Raw genomic sequence first — 21536 nt, 5'->3', positions numbered from 1 at the left:
CGGGGGCTTTCGTCATGAGACGCATGCCACACAGGTCTGACAGGCTGGAGGCATGACCTCCAACGCCGAGCTGCTCGAGATCGCCGCCACCGTCGCCCGCCGCGCCGCCGCCTTCGCGCTGCAGCGCCGTCAGGACGGGGTGGAGATCGCCGCGTCCAAGTCGTCGCTCAGCGACATCGTCACGCGCGCCGACCGCGAGACGGAGCAGCTGATCCGCGACGCACTCTCGGCCGCCCGCCCGCGCGACGGGTTCCTCGGTGAGGAGTCCGGCGGCGGCAGCAGTCAGAGCGGTCTGACCTGGGTCGTCGACCCGATCGACGGGACGGTCAACTACTTCTACGGCATCCCGGCCTGGGCCGTCAGCATCGCCGTCGTCGAGGGCGATCCGGAGCCCGCGACCTGGAAGGCTCTCGCCGGTGCCGTGGTGAACCCCATATCCGGAGAGGTCTTCACCGCGTACACCGGGGGAGGGGCGCGGCTGAACGGGGAGCCCATCCACGTCACCGAAGGGGTGGAGCTGCCGCTCGCCCTCATCGGCACCGGCTTCGGCTACGACGCCGAGGTGCGGCGCCGGCAGGCGGGATTCGTCGCCGAGCTGATCGGCGACGTGCGCGACATCCGCCGCATCGGCGCCGCGTCTCTCGACCTGTGCTCGGTCGCCGCCGGCCGGCTCGACGGGTACTACGAGCGCGGACTGAACCCGTGGGATCACGCCGCCGGTGCCCTGATCGCCCAGGAGGCCGGAGCGCGGGTCGCCGGAATCGGCGGAGGCCCGGCCGACCGCCGCCTCACGGTGGCGGCCGCGCCGGACCTCTTCGAGCAGCTGCACCCCCGCGTCGAGCGCTTCTACGCCGACTGGGAGTGACGCCGAGCGCGGCTCAGACCAGCCAGGCGGTCGTGTCGCGGGGAAGCGTACCTCCGTCGAGCGCGCCGCTCGCCAGGACCACCTCGCCCTCGGGCAGTTCCACCGGCTCCTCCCCGAAGTTGACCACCACGGTGACCTCGCCGGAGCGGAAGGCGAGCGTGTCGCCGCCCAGGTCCATCCACTCGGGGGAGCCGAACGCCAGGTCGTAGCGACGGCGGGCCTCCAGGGCGTCCTGGTACATCGTCAGCGTCGAACCCGGAACGCCCGCCTGCGACGACCGGGTGTATGCCGCCCAGGTCGCCGGCTGGGGCAGCCAGCTCGCGGCGGTCGGCCCGAAACCGTACGACGCCTCGGCGCCCTCCCACGGGATGGGGACGCGGCAGCCGTCACGGCCGTACCGCTCGCCGTTGGTGCGGAACCACGTCGGGTCCTGGCGCGCGTCGTCCGGCAGGCCGATCGCCTCGGGCACCCCGAGCTCCTCGCCCTGGTAGAGGTAGGCGGAACCGGGCAGGGCCAGCATGAGCGCCGTCGCCGCCCGCGCCCGATGGAGAGCGAAGACCGGGTCCGGCAGCCCGGTGGTCTTCGGACCGATGCCGTGGCCCTGCAGGTTCTCGCCGTGCAGCGCAAGGCGCGTGGCGTGGCGGACGACGTCGTGGTTCGACAGCACCCAGGTGCTCGGGGCGCCGACGCTGCTGAACGCGGCGATCGAGCGGTCGATCACGCTGCGGAGAGCGGACGCGTTCCACGGGGTCTCCAGGTACGCGAAGTTGAAGGTCTGCTGCATCTCGTCCGGCCGGACCCAGCGGGCCAGCTTGTCGAGCGGCTCCACCCAGGCCTCGCCGCACAGCACGCGGTCGCCGGTGTACTCATCCAGGACCTTGTGCCAGTCGCGGTAGATGGCGTGCACGCCGTCCTGAGCGAAGTAGGGAGGTGTCGGCGGCTCGCCGTCGGCGTGCGCCGCGATCTCCGGCTCCAGCGGGATGCCGCCGGTCTCCTGCGTCGACGCAGTGCCGCCCATGCTGCCCATGTGCGCGGGCGGGGTGTAGTCGGGGAGGCCGGCCTCCTTGACCATGCCGTGGGCGACATCCACCCGGAAGCCGTCGACACCGCGGTCCAGCCAGAAGCGCAGGATGTCACGGAACTGCTCCCAGACCCACGGGTTCTCCCAGTCGAAGTCCGGCTGCGACTTGTCGAACAGGTGCAGGTACCACTGGCCGGGCCGCCCGTCGGCCTCGGTGATGCGCGTCCACGCAGCACCGCCGAAGATCGACTCCCAGTTGTTCGGCGGCAGTTCGCCGTCCTCGCCCTTCCCGTCACGGAAGATGTACCGCGCCCGCTCGGGGCTTCCCGGACCGGCCGCGAGCGCCTCCTGGAACCAGCGGTGATCGCTCGACGAGTGGTTCGGGACGATGTCGATGATCACGCGCAGACCGAGGTCGTGCGCGGTCGCGAGCATCGTGTCGAAGTCGGCGAGGGTGCCGAAGCGGACGTCGACGTCGCAGTAGTCGGAGACGTCGTACCCGGCGTCGCGCTGCGGCGAGCTCTGGAACGGAGACAGCCAGACGGCATCCACCCCCAGCTCGCGGAGAGCGGGGAGGCGGTGGGTGATGCCGGGCAGGTCGCCCATCCCGTCGCCGTCCGAGTCGGCGAAGGAGCGCGGATACACCTGGTAGATGACGGCGGAGCGCCACCATTCGCGGCCGGGGGCCGACGGCGTGAGCTCGGTGTGGGGGAGGGGGGTCGGAGCGGCGATGGTGGTCACCTCGTGTTCGTGTCGGTTGTGATGGTCAGGGGTGGACGGCGGTGCTGGACCGCACGATCAGATCCGCCGGAGCGGTGTGGCTGAGGGGATCGGGGCGTGCCCGGGTCGGAGCGGCCCGCGCGGCCTGGAGGGCGTCGAGCAGCAGGGCGGCGGCCTGTTCGCCCTGCCGGTCGGGATGCTGCGCGACCGTGCTCAGTCCGAAGAAGTCGGCGAGAGGATGGTCGTCGATGCCGATAATGGAGACGTCGCGGGGGACGGAGAGTCCGAGGTCGCGTGCGGCGAGGATGGCGCCGATGGCCATCTCGTCCGAGCCCGCGAAGATCGCCGTCGGGCGCTCGTGCGGCGACCCGAGCAGTTGCTTCGCCGCGTCGTAACCGCCGGGGAGGGTGAAGTCGGAGGCGCGGTGCAGCTGTTCGTCGACGGGGAGGCCCGCATCCCGCAGCGCCTGCTCGTAGCCGAGGCGCCGGCTGGTCGGGATGTGGAAGTCGAGGTCGAACTCCTGCGAGCCGCCGATGTGGGCGATGCGGATGTGCCCAAGCGAGATCAGGTGGTCTGTGGCGAGGCGGGCGACGGCCAGGTCGTCGATGGTCAGGGTGCTGACGCCGGGGAGGGGGCCGCCCACGCCGACGACGGGCTTTCCGAGTGCGAGGAGCCGGCTAACCTCGCCCTCCGCCAGCTCCAGCGAGACGGTGAAGACCGCATCCACCCGGTTGCGCAGCAGGTGGTGGTCGAAGACGCGACGGCGCTCGCCGCCGTCCCCGCTGAGGTTGTAGAGCGTGAGGTCGTAGCCCTGCCCCAGCAGGACGCGCTCGGCGCCCTCGATGACGGAGGTGAAGAACCAGCGGTTGAGGTGCGGCACGACGGCGCCGATGTTGCGGGTGCGGCCGGAGGCGAGGCTCGACGCGTCGGAGGAGACGACGTACCCGAGCTCCGACGCCGCCTGGACGACGCGCGCCCGTGTGTGGTCGGAGACCGGGCCGTTGCCGCTCAGGGCGCGGGAGACGGTGGCCGTGGAGACGCCGGCGAGACGCGCGACATCGTCGATCCCGGGCATCCCACCTCCTGCGTCTCGCGTCGTGTCTGATGCGGTGGAAGCGTTTGCGTCCGCCGGTGTCCCGCGGCCGGCCGCGCACAGCGGCAGTATAGCGAGTGGGGTGGAAGCGTTTGCACTCTGTGACGCGATGCGGTCATGCCCAGTGGCCGGGGCGGTCGAGCGTCGGCGGCAGGAGGGTGCGGCTGTCGCCCGTCGCCGCGTTGACCTGCACCTGCGTCAGATAGATCGCCTCGCGGAGGTCGGCGCCGTCGAGGCGCGCGTCGCGGAGGTCGGCTCCGATCAGTTCGGCACGGGACAGGTCGGCGTCGCGGAGGTCGGCGGCGATCAGGAGAGCGTCGCGGAGTTCGGCCCCCCGGAGGTCCGCCCCGCGGAGGTCGGCGCCCAGGAGGTCTGCGCCCGGCTGGATGCGCGAACGCGCGGTCCGCTTCCTGCCGGCACCGAGGGGTCCGGTGCCGACGGGTCCGGCCTCGCGGGTGAGCCGAGCGGCCTCGCGGAGGAGCTCGGCGGCCGGTGCGCGCGGGTCGTCGATGTCGGAGTCGACGATGACCGCGCTCGGCGCGTCTGTCAGCTCCAGCACCTCCGCACGCGCACGGCGGAGCGCGGGATGGATGCGGGCTGCCGCGGGTAGTGCGAGCGCCTCCTCGAGGTACCAGAGGAGCTCGTGCAGCTGGCGCATGAGCGGGAAGACGGCGAACATCTCGCGACGGCGGTCGGCGTCGCCGCGCCACCCCATCCCGTCGAAGGTGTGCTGCGTCACCTGCTGGCCGGCTCCGAAGCAGTCGAAGACCGTGCAGCCGCGGAAGCCGCTCTCGCGGAGCCTCGGGTGGATGGTGCAGAGGTCGTCGTGGTCGAGGTTGACGCAGGGGTCGCCGGCGGGCTTGTCGAACGCGAAGTCGGCGGAGCGTGCGAAGGCGAGGGCGACGCAGCAGAGTCCGACGCACCGGGAGCAGTCGGCTCTCAGCTCGCGGCGGGGTTCTTCAGCGGTGCGCACCCGTCCACAGTACGGGTCCGCCGCAACCTTTCCACACCCTCAGGAAGAGCCGGAATAGCCCTGGGCCGACCGCGTTAGCGTGGAAGAACGACACAACGAAGGAGAACAGCATGACTGCACCGCGCCGCACGATCGGTTCGTCCGACCTCGAGGTCTTCCCGCTCTCTCTGGGGGGTAACGTCTTCGGCTGGACGGCCGACCGCGAGACATCGTTCGACGTCCTCGACGGGTACACCGCGGCGGGTGGCAACTTCGTCGACACCGCCGATGGCTACTCGGCGTGGGTCCCTGGCAACACGGGCGGCGACTCCGAGCGCATCCTCGGCGAGTGGTTCGAGGCGCGTGGCAACCGCGACCAGGTGGTGCTCGCGACCAAGGTGAGCCAGCACCCGGACTTCAAGGGGCTCGCTGCCGACAACATCCGTCGGGCGGCCGACGCATCGCTGGAGCGACTGAAGTCGGACTACATCGACCTCTACTACGCCCACTTCGACGACGAGACGGTGCCGCTGGAGGAGACGGTGGCGGCGCTCTCCGGCCTGGTGGATGCGGGCAAGGTCCGCTACATCGGCATCTCGAACTACTCGCCCGAGCGCATCGAGGAGTGGTTCCGGATCACCGAGCGCGAGGGGCTCCACCGCGCCGTCGCCCTTCAGCCGCACTACAACCTGGTCGAGCGCGGGTACGAGACGACGTACCGCCCGATCGCCGAGCGCGAGGGCCTCGGTGTGATGCCGTACTTCGCTCTCGCGGCCGGCTTCCTGACGGGCAAGTACCGCGACGGCGTCACGGTCGACAGCGCTCGCGCCGGCGGTGCCGCGAAGTACCTCGACGACACCGGCCGCGCCGTCCTCTCGGCCCTGGACGAGGTGGCCGCCGCCCACGGCGCCTCCGTCGCATCGGTCGCCCTCGCCTGGCTGGCCGCGCAGCCGACCATCACCGCCCCGATCGCCAGCGCCCGCACCACGGAGCAGCTGCCGGACCTCCTCGCGTCCGTCGAGCTCGAGCTCACGGGCGACGAGCTGGAGGCGCTCGCCGGAGCCTCGGAGGCGGCCAAGGCGGCCTGAGCCTCGCAGGGGGCGGGGCCGCCGCTGCCGGGCGTCCGCAATGGTACGGAGCACCCTGTCGTGGGTGGTATCCTCGAACGGTTGCCGAAAACGACGTGCCTCGGGCCGTCACGGCTCCGCCCCCTTAGCTCATTGGTAGAGCACTTCCTTGGTAAGGAAGAGGTAGTGGGTCCGATTCCCACAGGGGGCTCCGTCTCCCGTCCTGCGACTGGCTCGCTCGACGTGGGGATGCCACGGCGGGGTAGCTCAGGTGGTTAGAGCACACGGCTCATAATCGTGGTGTCGCGGGTTCGAGTCCCGCCCTCGCTACAGGTTCTTGAAACACGGAAACGGCGGCTGATGATCAGCCGCCGTTTCTTGGTTGTCGGGGACAGGAGGGCGGCCAGATCGCGGTGGCGCGTCGGTCGGCTACCAGCTCGAGGACCTTGGCGAAACTCGAGTCGTTTGAGGCCAGGAACAACGCGACCGATGCCATCTCCTCGCGGTGGCTCGTCTCTCGTCGCGGTATCACGGACTCGAACGCAACCTTCAGTTCCGCGCTCATCACTGCAGCATCATCGGCGTGGCGACCTGTCCCTCAGCTCGGACACCCAGACCCGAGGGTGGGCGGCCAGCACGGCCTTGCGTGCCGCGTACACGCTCGTGGTACGCGCGGTGCTCTCGAGCGCCAACCTATTAGGGTCGCTCGCGGTGATATTCAACAGACGACTAACACAAACGAGGGCGGCGCCGAAATGGTTTCGCGATTCTGCGGGTGCACGGTCCGTGGTTCAATACTCGACCCCAAAACAGCCTGCCCCGAATGCGGTGCAGACCGGAGGGTCGCGCGTAAGCCATGATCAACACCATGGACTACAACCTCGACTCGTTGGGCCCCCGTAACTTCGAGCATCTAACGCAGGCGCTTCTGGCCAGAAAAATTGGCCCGAAATTGAGCGTTTTCGGAGACGGACCTGATGGTGGAAGAGAAGCCATCTGGAACGGCGAAGCACCATCATTCGGCAGGTCCAATGATTGGAACGGTTACGGAGTCCTGCAGGCTAAGTTCAAAGTCCACACGTCAGATGTGAGTGCCAACCTAACCTGGCTCAAGTCCGTCGTGCGCAAAGAGATTTCTGAGTGGACACGCCCCGATTCGAAGCGCTACGAAAAGCCCGAATACTTGCTGTTCGTTACGAACGTAAGGCTTTCTTCCGTGCCCGGGGCGGGTAAGGACGATATCCGAGCAGAACTATCACGCCTCGTTTCTGAGGCCGACCTACCGATCAAAGAAGTTCAACTTTGGGATTACCACGAGCTGATCACTCAGCTCGACGATGCAGAAGACATTCGCCGGCGCTATGCTGCCTTCCTTACGCCCGGAGACGTTATCGCGGCGATGCTGTCGCAAGTAGATGATACCGAGCGCACGCTCGGAGAGGCATTGACCGGCTACACCGCACGGCTGCTCATCGACGAGAACATCATCAATCTCACACAGGCTGGGACCTCCGGAGATGGTCGAGTGACCATGGGTGACGTCTTTGTGGATCTCCCAGCAAGTCTGCCCCCTCAGCCTTGGGCCACCGTGGATACTAGCGAATCTGATGACCTTGCCGATTCTGTCACGGACGACGAAGACGACGAGGATGTGGACCCCTCCGAATACTTCGACATCGCTGAAACTGACCGGGAGAGGGCGCGGGAGCGTTCGGGGATTGTTACGTACCTGGTGAATGAGTTCAACCGGGGAGCGGATGCTATTGGCGGCGACAGGCGGAGTTCCAACCGTACGGTGCTGGTAGGAGGTCCCGGGCAAGGAAAGAGCACTGTTACGCAATGGCTCGCTCAGCTTTTCCGTGCCGAGTTCCTCAGAGGTTCGAGCGTCGAAGTCGCTGATGTCAGGGATACCGCTGCAAGAGTAGAGGCAAGACGCCAGAAACTCGGTCTACCCGAGATTCGAGCGCGTAGGTGGCCAGTCCGTATAGTCCTCTCTGAGCTCGCTGACCACCTTGCCGAAAGCCCGAAGGACTCCCTACTTCATTACGTCGCGTCGCGGGTATCCGACAGGTCTTCGGTTCCCGTTGATTCCATGATGGTGCGGAGGTGGCTGCAGAGATATCCGTGGCTCCTTCTCATTGACGGGTTGGATGAAGTGCCCGCGTCCAGTAACCGCGAACAAGTCATGACCGCTATCCGAGATTTCTTCATCGATGTGGCGGGGCTGGGAGCGGACGTCGCCGCAGTGGCGACCACGCGCCCCCAAGGTTACGGCGAGGAGTTCTCGCCGAACGAATACCAACATTTCGAGCTCAGCGCGCTCACCGTCACCGAAGCCATCTCGTATGCGGAAGGTCTCGTCTCACTCAGGATGGGAGAGGGCACAACCAATGCCGAAAAAGTGATGGAGCGGCTCAGGCGCGCCAGTAGGGAAGAGCACACGTCGCGACTATTTGAGTCGCCACTGCAGGTCACGATCTTGGAGGTTCTGCTGGAGAAACTCGGCAAGGCACCCAATGATCGCTCGCGTCTATATTCGGCGTACTACAACGTGATTTCGGAACGCGAGCAAGAGAAGAGCGGCGAGCTAAGCGAACTGGTGCAGCGCTATGAGTCCGATGTGGTTTATCTCCATCGACGAATCGGATTCGAACTCCAAACGCGTGGAGCGGCCGTTGGAGAAACCACCTCTTCGTTGACGATCGACGAGTTCAATCTCTTCCTGACCGAACGATTCCGAGAGCAAGGGCACGAGCCGGTGGAGGCGGCTGCCCTCGTCGATGACTTCACGCGCCTCGTTACAGATCGACTGGTATTTCTCGCGAAACTTCAAGCCGACCGCATCGGTTTCGAGTTGCGAAGCCTTCAAGAATTTATGGCTGCCGAGTATCTGGTGAACCTTCCCGAAACCGATGTCATTGGTGAGATTGAAGCGCGTGCAAGGACGCCCTATTGGCGGAATGTCGTTCTTTTCGCGATCGGAAGCGTCTTTGCCCACAAGGAGCATCTGAGAGCTGAAATTGTCCTGTCTTGCGAGCGCCTCAATATTGACGACAAGACCACCCAGCTCATGTTGCCTGGAGCCGACCTCGCGATCGATATTCTGCGCGATGGTAGCTGCCTGTCGATGCCAAGGTACGCCCGGGGTCTTGTCCAGAATGCACTTCGGGCGCTGTCGCAGGCGAGGAGCGTCGACGTTAGACAGCTGCTCTTCTTGGCCTCCACCGACTACGCCAGCCTCCTTTGGGACGAGCTGGAATCGGTGAACGCAATGAGCGCCGTGCACTCTATTAACCGGGTCGCACTGCTGGCCATGATTCGTAGTGAGCACGCCGACCGCGCGGATAAAGCCATGCGAAGAATCTTCGATGAGGCGGATCCTCATTTGCGGGCGGCGCTGATCGAATGGGCCTGGGACACTTGGGACTCAGGAATGGGAGAAGTAGTGGGGAACTGCTTCCTTACTGCCCCGCCAACAATGTTCTACGAGGAACGCGCTCGACTGGGTACAAGGTCAATCCTGCGCAGCCACGAAACGCCCTCGCCTGAGTGGATGCGAAACCTCTCCGTTCTTTCGGGAGCCAACATCCGCGATCGCCCTGACTTCGGCAGCCCTCGCTCGAAGGAGTCAGCCGTAACGGTCTTCTTCTACCCGCTCGGAGGAAACACGGAGGCATGGCAGTGGCTCGCCGGGATTGAGTCAGACGACTACGAATGGCGCGCGTCCATCGAAATCGCGAAGTTCGCCGCTAATCCATCGAGCTCAAGTCTTGCCGATGCTCTGGAGGCTTTCAGTGCTAGCGATAATGACAGCGCACCCCAGGTCACCCCCTGGCCGTTCGTGGCATGCGCCCAGTACGCCGACCGGATTGCTGCCACGACTTCGACATCTCGCACAACTGCGCTTTTGCAGCTTGCCGCGGCGTCTCGTCGCGGCGAACTAGGCGAAGTCGACCATTGGTACGCGGCGCAGAACGAGTGGGGCGCCGTGTTTCCGGTGACCGAAGCTTTCGTGTCGAGTCTCGCTAAATCCCCGTCGGGCACGCCGCTCTGGCCGTTCGTCCCAGGGGAAGGTTACGCGCACGAAGGGTTTACATTTCTCGCGGGCACCCCGACTGATGCAGCGGAACTCGATCAACAGGTGAGGATAGTCCGCGCCTTCGCCGCCCGGGGGACTGCCGAGCAAGCCTTGGGTCACGTCGCCGTATTTCTGGCAAGCCTTATTGCGAGCGCGCGCCTCGAGGATCCCACGTTGCTCACACCAGAGTTGCGCAACGAGCTGTTTGAGCTGGTGAGTCCAATCGCTGCGGATTCGGTTCTTGGACCACATTGGCTCCCGTGGATTAACCTCGCCGAGCCCTCCCACGATCGGCCCAGTGGCGATCTCATCCGTTCTCTTGGTGCTCGCGATTGGTACTCGCGTTACATGGACGAAGCCCATGCCGATTTCTTGCTCGGCCGACTAGACGAGGCGACTGAGGCGGCGGGTGCCTTGCGGCTAGCGCTTCACTCGAAGCCGAGTCTGATTGTCACGTGTGAGCGGGCAGTACTGAAAAGTGCGATGGCTTCGAGACCGGATCTTTCGTACGGCATCGTCGCGGAAGCGTGCGCCGTAGTGGACAGTTCGCTTGAAGCGCTCTGGTCAGGTTCGCTCGATTCGCATCTCCGCGCGATCGCCTGTTCTGACGATCGCGTCTTCGGTGCAATGTGGTTTCTGCGAGTGCTAGATGACGACGAACTACCTAATGGCGTCCATATCGCCGCGCGGACTTCGTTTGTCGCCGCGGATGCCAACCCGCGAATCGCTGAGAGAATGTACGAAGTCGCTGAAAGGCTAAGACTCGAGTAGCGACAGATTCCGAAGGGGCGTCCTGACGCTTTTTGTCCGCCATCGCATCGCTTGGAGGGTGCGTGGCCCTCGACGCTCCTGGAAGTTTCAACAGCCAAGCGGCTAAGCCTGCAGGGCACTCGCTCGAACTGGGTGTCGCATGTTGCGCTGCGCGAACTGCAATAACATTTTGCGCATGTCAAGACGGGTACCGGGGAGCTGGAAGCGATTTGGCTTGACCGTGCTTCGCGTTTTTGTTCTCGGGGTGGTTGTCGCTGGCGGTTTCGTTTTCGAGGCTCGTAAGGATGCTGGTGGCGACATCTGGCCCGGGTTCGCTTGGGCATGGTTCTTCGCCCTACTTGGCGGGGTCTTGATCATCGCTGGCATCGCCGCCCAAGTCCTGTGGGGGTGGCGCGTAGATCTGACTGAGGCTCGAAATACTCACGACGCGGCGAACTTCCAGGTAGCAATGAAAGATGCTTTGAAACCAGTGCTCGCGAAGGTTTCGGAGATGCCCGATATGCCGGTAGGCGAGCGTGAGGCTCACCTTAAGGTTGTTGCTGACGCTGCGGCATGGGCGCTTTCAACACTTCTCCTTCGACACGTCGATTCGGCACGAACCGGAGTCTATGGAATGTCCGCGAACGGCGATGCGCTCCGTGTCGTTGGCTACGGGGGGCGCGGTGAGCGTCCTGGAGAGTTTCTTGCTGGCAGAACCGCGGCGGACCTGGCACTTCAACGAGTCAAGAACGGTGAGATCCTCATCATCGACGATCGGACGGTTGAGGGGCCGCCTGGCTGGGACCGCGAAACTGCGGAGTGGCTCTCCTTTGTGTCGATTCCTATCGTCAGTAACGACGGTTACTCATTCGGGATGCTCAACGTAGACTCGCCGAGTGCACGTCAGTTCGGTGACATCGAGAAGCAGATCGTGTCGGTGGTCGCCGAGATACTTGCCATTGCCTTCGCTCTTACGTATCCGCTCAGCGGCAGATCTTAGGGCGTGGTACAGGTAAAGGAGGGTAGGATTTGAGCATGAGCACAGTATCGGTTGCGGATGCAGCGGGTGGCTCGATTGGGCGGGTTCGTGTGCCCGAGTATAAGAAGATCGAAACGCCAGATCTCACCAGCGAGGCGACCGTCAACGAAATATTTGCCGCTGCCGTGCGGGTAGCGCGAGCCGAACGAGCGCGTCGACCCTTTTGGTCGCGAAAGAACCGCTAGCTGGCCATACAACATTCGATCGTCCGGGCTATACGACGCGGGCCTGGAGCAGTTCGCCCGGGCGTATGGCGTCGGCTTGCGATAACCCGCACCGCCCTTGATCGTGGTTCGCGGGTTCGAATCCCGCCCTCGCTACAGGGCTCGACCCGCGCTCCTCACTCCTCCCCGATGTCCTCATTCCACAGCTCGGGGTTGGACTCGATGAATGCACCCATCATCGCGACCAGCTCTGGATTGTTGACGACCGTGACCTCCACGCCGTACTCTGCCAGCCAGTCCTGGCCGCCGAGGAAGTTGCGGTCGTCGCCCACGATCACCCGGCCGATGCCGAACTGTCTGACCAGGCCGGAGCAGTACCAGCACGGCGACAGGGTGGTGACCATGACCGTGTCGCGGTAGCTGCGCTGGCGTCCGGCGTTGCGGAAGGCGTTCGTCTCGGCGTGCATGGAGGCGTCGCCGTCCTGCACCCGGCGGTTGTGACCGCTGCCGAGCAGTCTGCCCTCGCTGTCGAACAGCGCGGCGCCGATCGGGATGCCACCGGCCCCCGCGCCGCGCCGCGCCTCCGCCGTCGCGACGGAGAGTTTCTCGGCGTCCGTCGTGTAGACGCGGCCATCCGCGTCGGCGGCGCTCACGCGACCGTGTCCGCGGCGTCCACCCCGACGATCACCGACGGTTCCGTCGCGAGAGAGGCGCCGAGCCGGACCTTGAAGGCGCGGAACAGGATCCAGTAGAGCGCGGCCGCGAGCACGAACCCGACGAGCGGCGTCAGGTCGCCGATCGGCGCTGCCGCTGCGATCGGGCCCGTGTAGAACGTCTGAGCCGAGAACAGCCAGATCGACACCGCGCCCGCGACCAGGAGCGAGATCCAACCCGCCGGGTTGCGGTAATTCGCGTGGCTCGTGACCAGGCTCGCTATCTCGGTGCCACGGCGCAGGAGTCGGTCGGTGAGGACGACGCCGAGCCACGGCGCGATCCAGTAGGCGATGACGAGGAGGAAGTTCTCGTACTTCGCTCCCGCGTCCGGCAGAGCGCTCCACGCGATGAAGAACCCGATGACGCCGAAGCCGAGCGCGACGATCGCACGGCGCCAGGCGAACGGTATCTTGATGCCGGCGGCGAGGAACGACATCGCCCCGGAGTAGATGTTGAGCGCGTTCGCCGCGATCGCCCCCACGGCGATGGCGAGCAGGGTGAGGTCGCGGATGACGACCGGCATGTGGGCGGTGAATGAGGCCGTCGGATCGTCGGGGTTGAATCCCGCGATCGTCGCCGCCGCCGCGCCCGCGGCCATGAGCACGACGCAGCTGATGAAGTTGCCGAGACCGGCCGCCCAGCCGATCGCCCGGCGGCTGGAGTTCGCGGGAAGGTACCGGCTGTAGTCGGACGCGTAGGGGTTCCACCCCGCGGCATAGCCGAACGCGGCAGCGGCGGTCAGAGTCCAGCCCGCGAAGCTGAAGCCGCCGCCCTTGACCGGAGCGCCGAGGTTCGCATGCGCGAACACGGTGATCGTCGCGACCAGGAAGATCGCTCCCAGGATGTAGGTCGCGTACCGCTCGAAGAGCTGCACCAGGTCGTGGCCGATGAAGGCGACGACCACCTCGACGACGACGACGATCAGCAGCGACAGCACGGCGGGCATCCCGGTCAGTGTGGTGAGTGCGAAAGCGCCGCTGACGGAGTTGACCGCGAACCAACCGAGCCCGGCCATCACCGTGTTCAGGGCCGACGGCAGGATGTTGCCGCGGCTGCCGAATGCCGTGCGGCCGATCACCATCTGGGCGAGCCCCTCACGGGGACCCCAGGTCGACAGGATGCCCTGGGTGAGGGCGCCGAGCGCCGTGCCGAAGACGAGCGCGGTCATCGACTGCCAGAAGCCCAGCCCGAAGAACGCCACCGCTATCACGCCGACGAAGATCGTCGCGAACTCGAGATTCGGGGCGGTCCAGGTGGCGAAAAGCTGCCATGGAGAACCGTGCCGGCGCTCCGGCGGAATGGCTTCGATGCCGCCCGATTCGACGCTGGTGACGCTGACATGCTGCGCGTCGGCGGGCGCTATCCCTACCGTGGGGGAAGTGGTCATGGAGGCAGCATAGGAAGATCCGATCCGGCGAGCTTCTTCGCGGACGGAAAAGTCACATGTTGTTTACATGAGGCAAACACAAGCCCCGTGCTCACCGCCAGCGGTCGACCTAGGCTGAGAGACGGTTCTCGCCCGCCGCCAGGTGGTCGTAGCGGGGGTTGCGAAGCAATTCGTGCAGGTGACGCCGGCGGACGCCCATATTGCCGCCGTCGTAGACCGGGAAGCAGAGGACATCCTGCATGATTCCACCGAGCTCCGAGCGATCTCCGTACGAGTCGACGCCGACCAAGCGCATCGCGTCGTAGACGGTCTGCACCGAAAGCTCCGAGTTGTAGATCTTCACCATGTTCGACAACTCCCGATCGAGCCCTCCGGTCTTATCGAAGTGGTCGGCAGCTTTCCAGGCGAAGTAGCGTCCCACCTCGATCCGGGTTTTGATGTCGGCGAGCATGTAGCCCGCGTTCTGGTGCTCGATTACCGGCACGCTTCCGGATCGTTTTTCGGTCTTGACGAAGTCGTACGCGAGCTCGAAGGCGGCACGCATCTTGCCGACGGCTGCCGCGCCGATGCTCGAGCACGTCCAGGAGAAGGAGCCTTTCGTCAGGCTGAGACCGTCGCCGGGCGCGCCGACCAGGTTGGAGAGCGGCACGCGCACGTCCCGGAACTCCACAACCGGTGAGTTGGTTGCGCGGTGGCCGACGGTGTCGATGATCCCGGTGATCTCCACTCCCGGCGTCCCCTTCTCCACCACGATGATCGCCAGCGACTCCTCCGGAGGCTTCGTTTCGTCGATCCGGCACACCACGCTGATCAGGTCCGCGCCCCCGTCGTCCCACCCGGAGGCATTCGTGGTGTAAGCCTTGCTGCCGTTGATGACCCATTCGTCGCCATCCTGGACGGCGAAGGTCTGAACTCCGTACCGGGGATCCGGGTGATCGAAGTTCGCGCCGCCCGCTGACTCGGTGAAGGCAATGGCGGCGAGTGCCGGGCTGCCGTCCAGGAAGGGGGCGAAGAAGCGCTCCCTCTGCTCGGGCGTACCTGCCGCGATAATCGGAAACAGTCCGAGACCGGTGCCGAGGATGGCCGATGGAACGTTGACGTCCACCCTGGCCAGTTCTTCACAAGCGAGTGCGAACTCCAGGTTGCTGAAGCGGTTCCCGCCGTTCTCGGCGGGGACAAGACCGCTGACGAATCCTGCGTCGACCATCTGCTGGTAGAAGGGTTTGAGCGAGCGGAATCGGACCAGGGGATCGGTTGCCGGAGCAATAGCGCTCTCGACGCCTTTCAGAACGGTCTCGGCGAACTCGCGCGCCTGGAGACGAAGACCGAGTTGTTCGTCGGAGAGTGTGAAATCGATGGGCATCGGGGTGGCTCCAATTCTGCTGGGTCGGGGATCGGTTCGGGTAGCGTCCCAGGCTCGAACATGCGGCGAATTGTATGAGCGTGCAGTGCGGGTGGGATGACAGTGCAGACGACGGGAATGTGAGCGATCGGTTACAGCGCGGAAACTCGCGACGAAGCAAACGGAAACATTGGATTGGTCTGCTGGTTCTGTAGCCCTCGCATCGCAAGGGGTCCGCAGACGGCGGAAGGGAGTGGAGTTGTGCAACGGTGGAACACGACCGACCGACCCGCATCCGAGCAATACGCGTATTGGCGCGAAGTTGTATGCGAGGCCTTCACCCCACTTCGGCCGACGGCCCGAGATTCGCGGGACTCCTGGCGGGAGGCGGGCCTCGAGGGCTGGGTCGATTCTCACGCGTTCGGCGCCGTCAACGGGGCGGAGATCGGCACGTGCGTGCAGACTATGCGCCACGGAGACGAGGAGGTCGCGCGCGTCTCCGATGGGGTGGTGTTCATCAACTTGATGCTGCGCGGTCGCTGTCTGGTCAGCCAAGGGTCGCAGGAGACGATGTCGGGCCCCGGAACGTTCTCGATCGTCGATGCAACGCGCCCGTTCCGTCTCGACTACATCGACCCCTGGCGCACGATCTCGTTCCGCGTGCCATCCGCGCGGATCCCCGGCGGCATCACCGACGACATGATTGCGCGGCCCTTCTCGGCCGGGCGCGGGATCGGAGCGGTGCTCGCCGACACGATGCGCTCAGCATGGGCGCGGGCCGCGGAACTGACCGATACGCAGGCGACCACAGCGGGCACAGCGATCGCGGCGCTCGTCGGCGTGTTGGCTGAGGCGAAGCCGTCCGACGATTTCACGGGAGAGCCCGCTCGCGACGAGGCGCTACGCAGCAGCATCGAGCACTTCGTCGTACGGCATCTTCAATACGGCGACACCTCGCCTGGCGCGATCGCCCATCACTTCGCAATCTCCGTGCGGAAGCTCCATCAGATTTACGAGAGTGCGCCCCTCACATTCAGCCAAACCGTGATGCATCTGCGGGTGGAGAAGTGCGCCGATGACATCGTGTCCATGGAAGGTCGCACGACATTGACCTCTCTGGCAGCGAAGTGGGGATTCAGCGACCTCTCGCACCTCAATCGAGCATTCCGCCAACATCTCGGTGTTGCACCGCGGGCTGTCGGCCCATTGATCGCCTCCGGGGTGCGCGTCACGCGCTGAGCGGTCAGGCCACGTCGCTCAGCAACGCATCGATCAACGCTGCCTTCAGGCGTGCGCCGCGACAACCTGTTGCGGCCGACGCAGAATGCCGACGCACTGTCCGAGCCTCCACGGGATGCGTTCTCCTAGTGTGGAAGGTGGGCAGAGCGTCCAGCGCCACCGCTTCCACAGGAGACCCCGTGTCCGCACCGATTCCCGCCTACGACCTCGACCTCCGCAGCGACCCCGCCGTCATCGACCGTGCGCTCCGCGGTGCGAAGAACGTCTCGTTCTGGCTCGACGACCCGCGCCGGCCCGCCGCGCGACCGGCGCTGTCGGGCGACGTCAGCGCCGACCTTCTGGTCGTGGGCGGTGGCTACTGCGGCCTGTGGACCGCTCTCCTGGCGAAGGAGCGCGAGCCGGACCTCGAGGTGGTCCTCGTGGAGGGCAAGGAGGTGGGCTGGGCCGCGAGCGGACGCAACGGCGGTTTCGTCGAGGCGAGCCTGACGCATGGCTCCGAGAACGGCGAGCGGTACTTCCCGGCCGAACTCGAGACCCTGGACCGGCTCGGGATGGAGAACTGGGTCGAATTCGCCGCCGACCTGAAGCGGCACGGCATCGAGGCGGAGTACGAAGCGACCGGCGTCCTGACCGTCGCCACCGAACCGCATCAGGTCTCCGCGCTCCGGGAGGCGGCCGGAGAGCACAGCGAGTTCCTGGACGAGGGTGCGCTCCGGCGCTACGTGACGTCGCCGCTCTTCCGCGGGGGACTCTTCGAACGCGACGGCGAGGCCCTGGTCCATCCCGCGCTGCTGGCGTGGGGACTCAAGCAGGCGTGCCTGAGTCTTGGCGTGAAGATCTACGAGCGCACTCCGGTGCGCGGGCTGTCGGACGAGCGCGATCGCGTGCGTGCGACGGCCACCGGCGGTGTCGTGTCGGCGCGACGCGTCGTGCTGGCCACCAACGGCTTCCCGTCGCTTCTGCGCCGGAACCGGTTCCGCACCATCCCCGTCTACGACTATGCGCTGATGACGGAGCCGCTGAGCGAGCAGCAGCTGGAGGCGATCGGCTGGACGGAGCGCTTCGGGATGACCGACTCCTCCCGCCAGTTCCACTACTACCGGAAGTCGGCCGACAACCGGATCCTCTGGGGCGGCTACGACGCCGTGTACCATCCCGGCGGCCGGATCAAGCCGTCGTACGACGTGCGGGACGAGACGTTCCGGCGCCTCGCCGACCACTTCCTGCGGACGTTCCCGCAGCTCGGTGACATCACGTTCACGCACGCGTGGGGCGGCATGATCGACATGTCCAGTCGGCTGGTGGCATTCCACGGCACGGCGATGGGAGACAAAGTCGCCTACAGCAGCGGCTTCACCGGCCTCGGCGTCGCGGCCACCCGCTTTGCGGCGAAGGTGATGCTCGAGCTGCTCGACGGCGCGGACACCGAGATCACCCGGACGCGGCTGGTGCGGACCAAACCGCTCCCCATCCCTCCGGAGCCGGTCGCTTCGGCGGCCGTCGCGGTGATCAAGCGGGAGATCGTCCGTTCCGACCGGAACGGCGGTCGCGACGGCGTGATCCTGAAGGTGGCGGACGCCCTGGGATACTCGTTCGATTCGTGACCGGCGTTCTCACGCCTCGGGCTCGGCGAGCGTCTCGCGTCTGCGTCCACCGCGGGCGATGGCCCAGCGGACGACGACGATGGCCGCCCCCAGCAGCGCCGCCAGAATGACCGGGCCGACGCCGATGTCGAGGGCGGCGGGGAAGATCTTGACGGCGATCTGCGCCATCTCTCGGAGGTCGCCGTCGAGCACCCGCATGCCGAGCGCGTTCGAGACGGCCGTGAAGACGGCGGGCGTCACCCAGAGCGCGATCAGCCCCACCACCCACACGCCGAGGCGGCGCAGCGGGACCACGCCGCACCACCCGAGGACGGCACCGACGATGACGGCGGGCAGCCAGTGGAAGATCGACCCGAGTGCGAGCGCGACGCTGTACGGGCCGACCAACGCCGTGACGGCGCCGACGATCCAGGAGGTGACAGGGACCGCCGCCAGCACCAGCCCCAGCGCCGCGGGACCGACGGCGCGCCGGGAGACCAGCCAGAACAGTCCCTGAGCCAACAGCACGGAGACGATCGTGCCCCCGAGCATCCCGGCGAAGTAGAGCGAGGCGCGGCTATCGACGCCGGGCCGGCCGATGCCCAACCCGTCGGCGATCACCACGAACGCCTGCAGGAGGGCGGCGAACTGGAGGAGCAGCAGTCCGATGGAGACGCTCCACGCCTCCACCTGTCCGGTCCGATGCAGCAGCCGGGTCGCGCCGCCCGCGAGCACCCCGCCCACCAGGAGCAGGACCAGGAGCGTCGTGGCGGAGTACTGGCTCACCGGCAGCAGTGCGAACGGCATCTCGTCCGGCGGCGTGTCGGTCTGCCAGAGGTTCTGCAGCGGAAGGCGGCCGCCCGTCACGAGCCAGGGCAGCAGGCCGACGACTCCGGATGCGAAGCCCAGCGCCCCTCCCATGACGAGTGACTCGGCTCGGCCGCGTGGACTCACAGACGTCGGACCATGACGTGACGATGACATGAAACAGCGCTCCCCCCGAGGCGACATGCAATGACCAGAACGGTACAGTATCCCGCTGCCGCTCACCGGTCCGACTCGATGGTGCTCGTCGTCGCAGCGGCGATCTTTCTGGCGTCGATCCCGAGCTGGCGGAGGTTGCCTGTCAGCGGATTCGAGTATCCGAGGAAGAACAGGCCCGGGTAGGCGGGCAGTTGAGCGTCCGCGTTGATCAGCGGACGACCGTTGGGGGAGAGAACGCCGAGACCGCCGACCAGCGACTCGAGGCCGCGGCGGAACCCGGTCGCGAGGACGACGGCGTCGGGATGCAGTTCGGTGCCGTCGGCGAGAACCACGGCATCCGGGGTGAACCTCGAGACGGCCGCCACGACCGTGACGTGACCGGCCTTGAGGGCCCGCAGGAGACCCACGTCGAGCGTCGGCGTGACATCGTCGCGGGCCTGTTGGGTGGCGATCCCGCGTGGCGCCTTCGGGATGCCGTACGCGCGCAGGTCGCCGACAGCCACTCGTTGAAGCGCGCCGGCGAGCGCATCCTGCGCCTTCAGGGGGAGCGGCGCCATCGACAGGATGAGTGCCTGGCTGGGGATGCCCAGCACGGCGCGTCGCACGATGTTGGGCGGCGTACGAACCGCCAGGGAAACCGTGACACCTGCCTCTGCGAGGTCGGCGGCGATCTCCGCTCCGCTGTTGCCCGGCCCGACGACGAGCACGTCGCGAGCTCCGAGCAATGCGGGGTTCCGGTACGCGCTCGAATGCAGGACCGTGCCGGAGTAATCGCCCAGCCCGGGCCAATCGGACATCTTCGGGCTGTGGTTGTAGCCGGTCGCGACGACGACGGTGTCGGCCGCGATCACGCCGCGTTCGTCTCCTCTGCTCCAGGCGACCCGCCACTGGTCCTCCGGCCGCTCGACAGACAGAGCGGCGACTCCGAGTCGGATGTCGAGATCGTGCACGGCGGCGTACTGGGCGAGGTAGCGCAGCACGTCGTCGCGCGCGACCCAGCGACCGTAGCGGCGCGGGATGCGGAGGCCGGGCAGTCCGGAGAGCCTGCGCGCAGTGTGCAGATGGAGGCGGTCGTAATGGCCGGCCCAGCTCGCCCCGACCCGGTCGGCCCGGTCGATGACGACAGCGTCGACGCCCGCGCGCTTCAGTTCGGCGGCAGCGGCGAGACCGGCGGGGCCGGCCCCGATCACCACCGCCGGAACACGAGGGGGGAGGGCGTGGGCGCTCACGCGAGCCACCTTAGCTCCGCCGACCCGCGCCGGCCGCACCCTCTGCCAGGATGGGCTCGCCCCTTTGACCGACGAGAGAGAGCATCCGTGATCACCGTTCACCTGCGGTACGAGATCGACGACAGCAAGCTGGCGGACTTCACCGAGTACGGGCAGCGCTGGATCCGCCTCGTCAACAAGCTCGGCGGGACCCACCACGGGTACTTCATGCCCAGCGAAGGCGACAGCGACGAAGCCTTCGCCCTGTTCACCTTCCCGTCCCTGGCGGATTACGAGCGCTACCGCGAGGCGTCCGCATCGGACCCCGAGTGCCAGGAGGCCTTCCAGTTCGCCCGCGACACCGGGTGCATCCGACGGTACGAGCGCCGCTTCCTCACGCCGGTGTTCGAGTAGGGAGCCGTCTCGCGCGGGTGGACCGCTCGAGCAGGGCATCGAGGGCGTCGCCCACCCGCGCCGGTTCGGCGGCGAGCGAGATATGGCGGTGGGGGCCGAGGTCGTCAGTGACGAAGCGGGTCCACCCGTCCTGCTCCACCGTCAGCCTTCCCCGCGGCGAAAGCACATACAGGTCCGGGTCGGAGACGACGGCGTAGTGCATCGCGATGAGGTCCCAGCTCGCGCGGCCGGAGTCCTCTCCGGAAAATCTCCGGTAGGCGGCGCCGACGAGGTTGTGCTCGCTGTCCCGAGACGGGCCCCGGCCGGTGACGACCTCGAAGCCGGTCTCCCAGCCGACGAATTCCACCGGTGTCGGCCACTGAGAGAGCACGAAAGCCGCGGCGACCGGGTCGTGGGCGATGTTGAACTCGTGACCCTCGGGGAACCGGCCGCCCATGACGATCAGCCGAGTGACCGCACCCGCGACCAGCGATCTGCCGTCGAGGTCGGAGATGTCATCCGGCGGCGACTCGATCAGGTCGCGCAGGTTGCCGAAGAAGCCGATCGATACGACGGTCACGGATGCGGCCGCCGCCTCGGCGAGTGCGCGGCGGTGAACCGTCACGGCGAGCTCAGCGTCCTCGGCCGGAGGAACCACGTAGTTCTCGGTGATGAACCTCGCATAGTCGGGCTCGGACACGGACTCGTCCTGCAGGGGGAAGCGCCCGACAGGGATGCCAGGTCGCCCGAAGAACCCGTTGACGGCGAGTGCGGCAGGGACGCCGTAGACGCTCGGCGTGTTGACGCCGACGGTAAGGATCTCGCACCGGCCATCGTCGGCGAGAGCGTGCGCAATGGCCAGGGCACCGACGTCGTCCACGTCGCTGAACAGGTCGGTCTCGATGATGAGGCGGTGCATGGTTTCTCCCGGGCTGCG

Annotated in this window: 16 protein-coding genes and 2 tRNA genes; 9 read left to right on the top strand and 9 right to left on the bottom strand. The window is 66.5% G+C overall.

Features of this window, described 5'->3' with window-relative positions; genetic code table 11:
- Window positions 1–52: 52 nt before the first annotated feature.
- Window positions 53–865: an inositol monophosphatase family protein gene (locus BLR91_RS16085; RefSeq protein WP_018189436.1), complete on the top strand. Its 813-nt coding sequence runs from the start codon at window positions 53–55 to the stop codon at window positions 863–865.
- A 13-nt stretch (window positions 866–878) separates the two neighbouring features.
- Here the strand turns inward: BLR91_RS16085 and BLR91_RS16080 are convergent, their stop codons facing one another.
- From BLR91_RS16080 to BLR91_RS16070, 3 genes are all read right to left on the bottom strand, one after another.
- Window positions 879–2627, bottom strand: coding sequence for a glycoside hydrolase family 13 protein (locus BLR91_RS16080; protein WP_089880172.1), 1749 nt, complete (start codon window positions 2625–2627; stop codon window positions 879–881).
- A 25-nt stretch (window positions 2628–2652) separates the two neighbouring features.
- Complete coding sequence (locus tag BLR91_RS16075) at window positions 2653–3681, bottom strand: LacI family DNA-binding transcriptional regulator (RefSeq protein ID WP_089880176.1); 1029 nt, start codon at window positions 3679–3681, stop codon at window positions 2653–2655.
- Between the two features lie 133 nt (window positions 3682–3814).
- The gene (locus tag BLR91_RS16070) at window positions 3815–4672 is read right to left on the bottom strand and encodes a pentapeptide repeat-containing protein (RefSeq protein ID WP_089880180.1); all 858 of its coding nucleotides are present in this window, start codon (window positions 4670–4672) and stop codon (window positions 3815–3817) included.
- Between the two features lie 110 nt (window positions 4673–4782).
- Between BLR91_RS16070 and BLR91_RS16065 the strand changes: the two genes are divergently transcribed.
- The 5 genes from BLR91_RS16065 to BLR91_RS16045 all read left to right on the top strand — a co-directional run bounded on the left by BLR91_RS16065 (window position 4783) and on the right by BLR91_RS16045 (window position 11546).
- Window positions 4783–5739, top strand: coding sequence for an aldo/keto reductase (locus BLR91_RS16065; RefSeq protein ID WP_089880183.1), 957 nt, complete (start codon window positions 4783–4785; stop codon window positions 5737–5739).
- Between the two features lie 118 nt (window positions 5740–5857).
- A tRNA-Thr gene (locus tag BLR91_RS16060) sits at window positions 5858–5929 on the top strand.
- A gap of 45 nt (window positions 5930–5974) precedes the next feature.
- A tRNA-Met gene (locus tag BLR91_RS16055) sits at window positions 5975–6048 on the top strand.
- 538 nt (window positions 6049–6586) lie between these two features.
- Window positions 6587–10567: an NACHT domain-containing protein gene (locus BLR91_RS16050; RefSeq protein WP_157694614.1), complete on the top strand. Its 3981-nt coding sequence runs from the start codon at window positions 6587–6589 to the stop codon at window positions 10565–10567.
- Window positions 10568–10742: 175 nt separating this feature from the next.
- Window positions 10743–11546 (top strand): GAF domain-containing protein, encoded by an 804-nt coding sequence (locus BLR91_RS16045; RefSeq protein ID WP_157694615.1) that lies wholly within the window; start codon window positions 10743–10745, stop codon window positions 11544–11546.
- Window positions 11547–11925: 379 nt separating this feature from the next.
- Here BLR91_RS16045 and BLR91_RS16040 read toward each other — a convergent pair whose 3' ends face one another.
- The 3 genes from BLR91_RS16040 to BLR91_RS16030 form a co-directional block, all read right to left on the bottom strand.
- Window positions 11926–12402 carry a nucleoside deaminase gene (locus BLR91_RS16040; RefSeq protein WP_089880193.1) on the bottom strand — a complete coding sequence of 159 codons (477 nt, stop codon included), beginning with the start codon at window positions 12400–12402 and terminating at the stop codon, window positions 11926–11928.
- Entirely contained in the window at window positions 12399–13850 is a 1452-nt protein-coding gene (locus BLR91_RS16035; protein ID WP_089880195.1) for a purine-cytosine permease family protein, read from the bottom strand. The genes BLR91_RS16040 and BLR91_RS16035 overlap by 4 nt, the downstream gene beginning before the upstream one ends.
- 109 nt (window positions 13851–13959) lie before the next feature.
- The gene (locus BLR91_RS16030; RefSeq protein WP_089880198.1) at window positions 13960–15213 is read right to left on the bottom strand and encodes an acyl-CoA dehydrogenase family protein; all 1254 of its coding nucleotides are present in this window, start codon (window positions 15211–15213) and stop codon (window positions 13960–13962) included.
- Window positions 15214–15453: 240 nt separating this feature from the next.
- On the opposite strand from BLR91_RS16030, the gene BLR91_RS16025 reads away from it, so the two are divergent.
- Window positions 15454–16431, top strand: a complete 978-nt coding sequence (locus BLR91_RS16025; RefSeq protein WP_157694616.1) for a helix-turn-helix domain-containing protein — start codon at window positions 15454–15456, stop codon at window positions 16429–16431.
- A 179-nt stretch (window positions 16432–16610) separates the two neighbouring features.
- On the top strand, window positions 16611–18035 hold the full coding sequence (locus tag BLR91_RS16020; RefSeq protein ID WP_089880204.1) for an NAD(P)/FAD-dependent oxidoreductase: 1425 nt from the start codon (window positions 16611–16613) through the stop codon (window positions 18033–18035).
- A 9-nt stretch (window positions 18036–18044) separates the two neighbouring features.
- Here BLR91_RS16020 and BLR91_RS16015 read toward each other — a convergent pair whose 3' ends face one another.
- Window positions 18045–18935: a hypothetical protein gene (locus BLR91_RS16015; RefSeq protein WP_089880208.1), complete on the bottom strand. Its 891-nt coding sequence runs from the start codon at window positions 18933–18935 to the stop codon at window positions 18045–18047.
- A gap of 125 nt (window positions 18936–19060) precedes the next feature.
- Window positions 19061–20227 (bottom strand): flavin-containing monooxygenase, encoded by a 1167-nt coding sequence (locus BLR91_RS16010; RefSeq protein WP_231918957.1) that lies wholly within the window; start codon window positions 20225–20227, stop codon window positions 19061–19063.
- Window positions 20228–20314: 87 nt separating this feature from the next.
- Here BLR91_RS16010 and BLR91_RS16005 point away from each other — a divergent pair, with 87 nt between their 5' ends.
- Window positions 20315–20620, top strand: a complete 306-nt coding sequence (locus BLR91_RS16005; RefSeq protein ID WP_089880213.1) for an NIPSNAP family protein — start codon at window positions 20315–20317, stop codon at window positions 20618–20620.
- Here the strand turns inward: BLR91_RS16005 and BLR91_RS16000 are convergent.
- Entirely contained in the window at window positions 20601–21518 is a 918-nt protein-coding gene (locus tag BLR91_RS16000) for a nucleoside hydrolase (protein WP_089880216.1), read from the bottom strand. The genes BLR91_RS16005 and BLR91_RS16000 overlap by 20 nt on opposite strands.
- Window positions 21519–21536 lie beyond the last annotated feature (18 nt).

The sequence above is a fragment of the Leifsonia sp. 466MF genome (genome assembly GCF_900100265.1).
Classification (GTDB): Bacteria; Actinomycetota; Actinomycetes; order Actinomycetales; family Microbacteriaceae; genus Leifsonia.
Note: the sequence above shows the minus strand (reverse complement) of the source record. Positions and strands in the feature narration are given on the sequence as shown.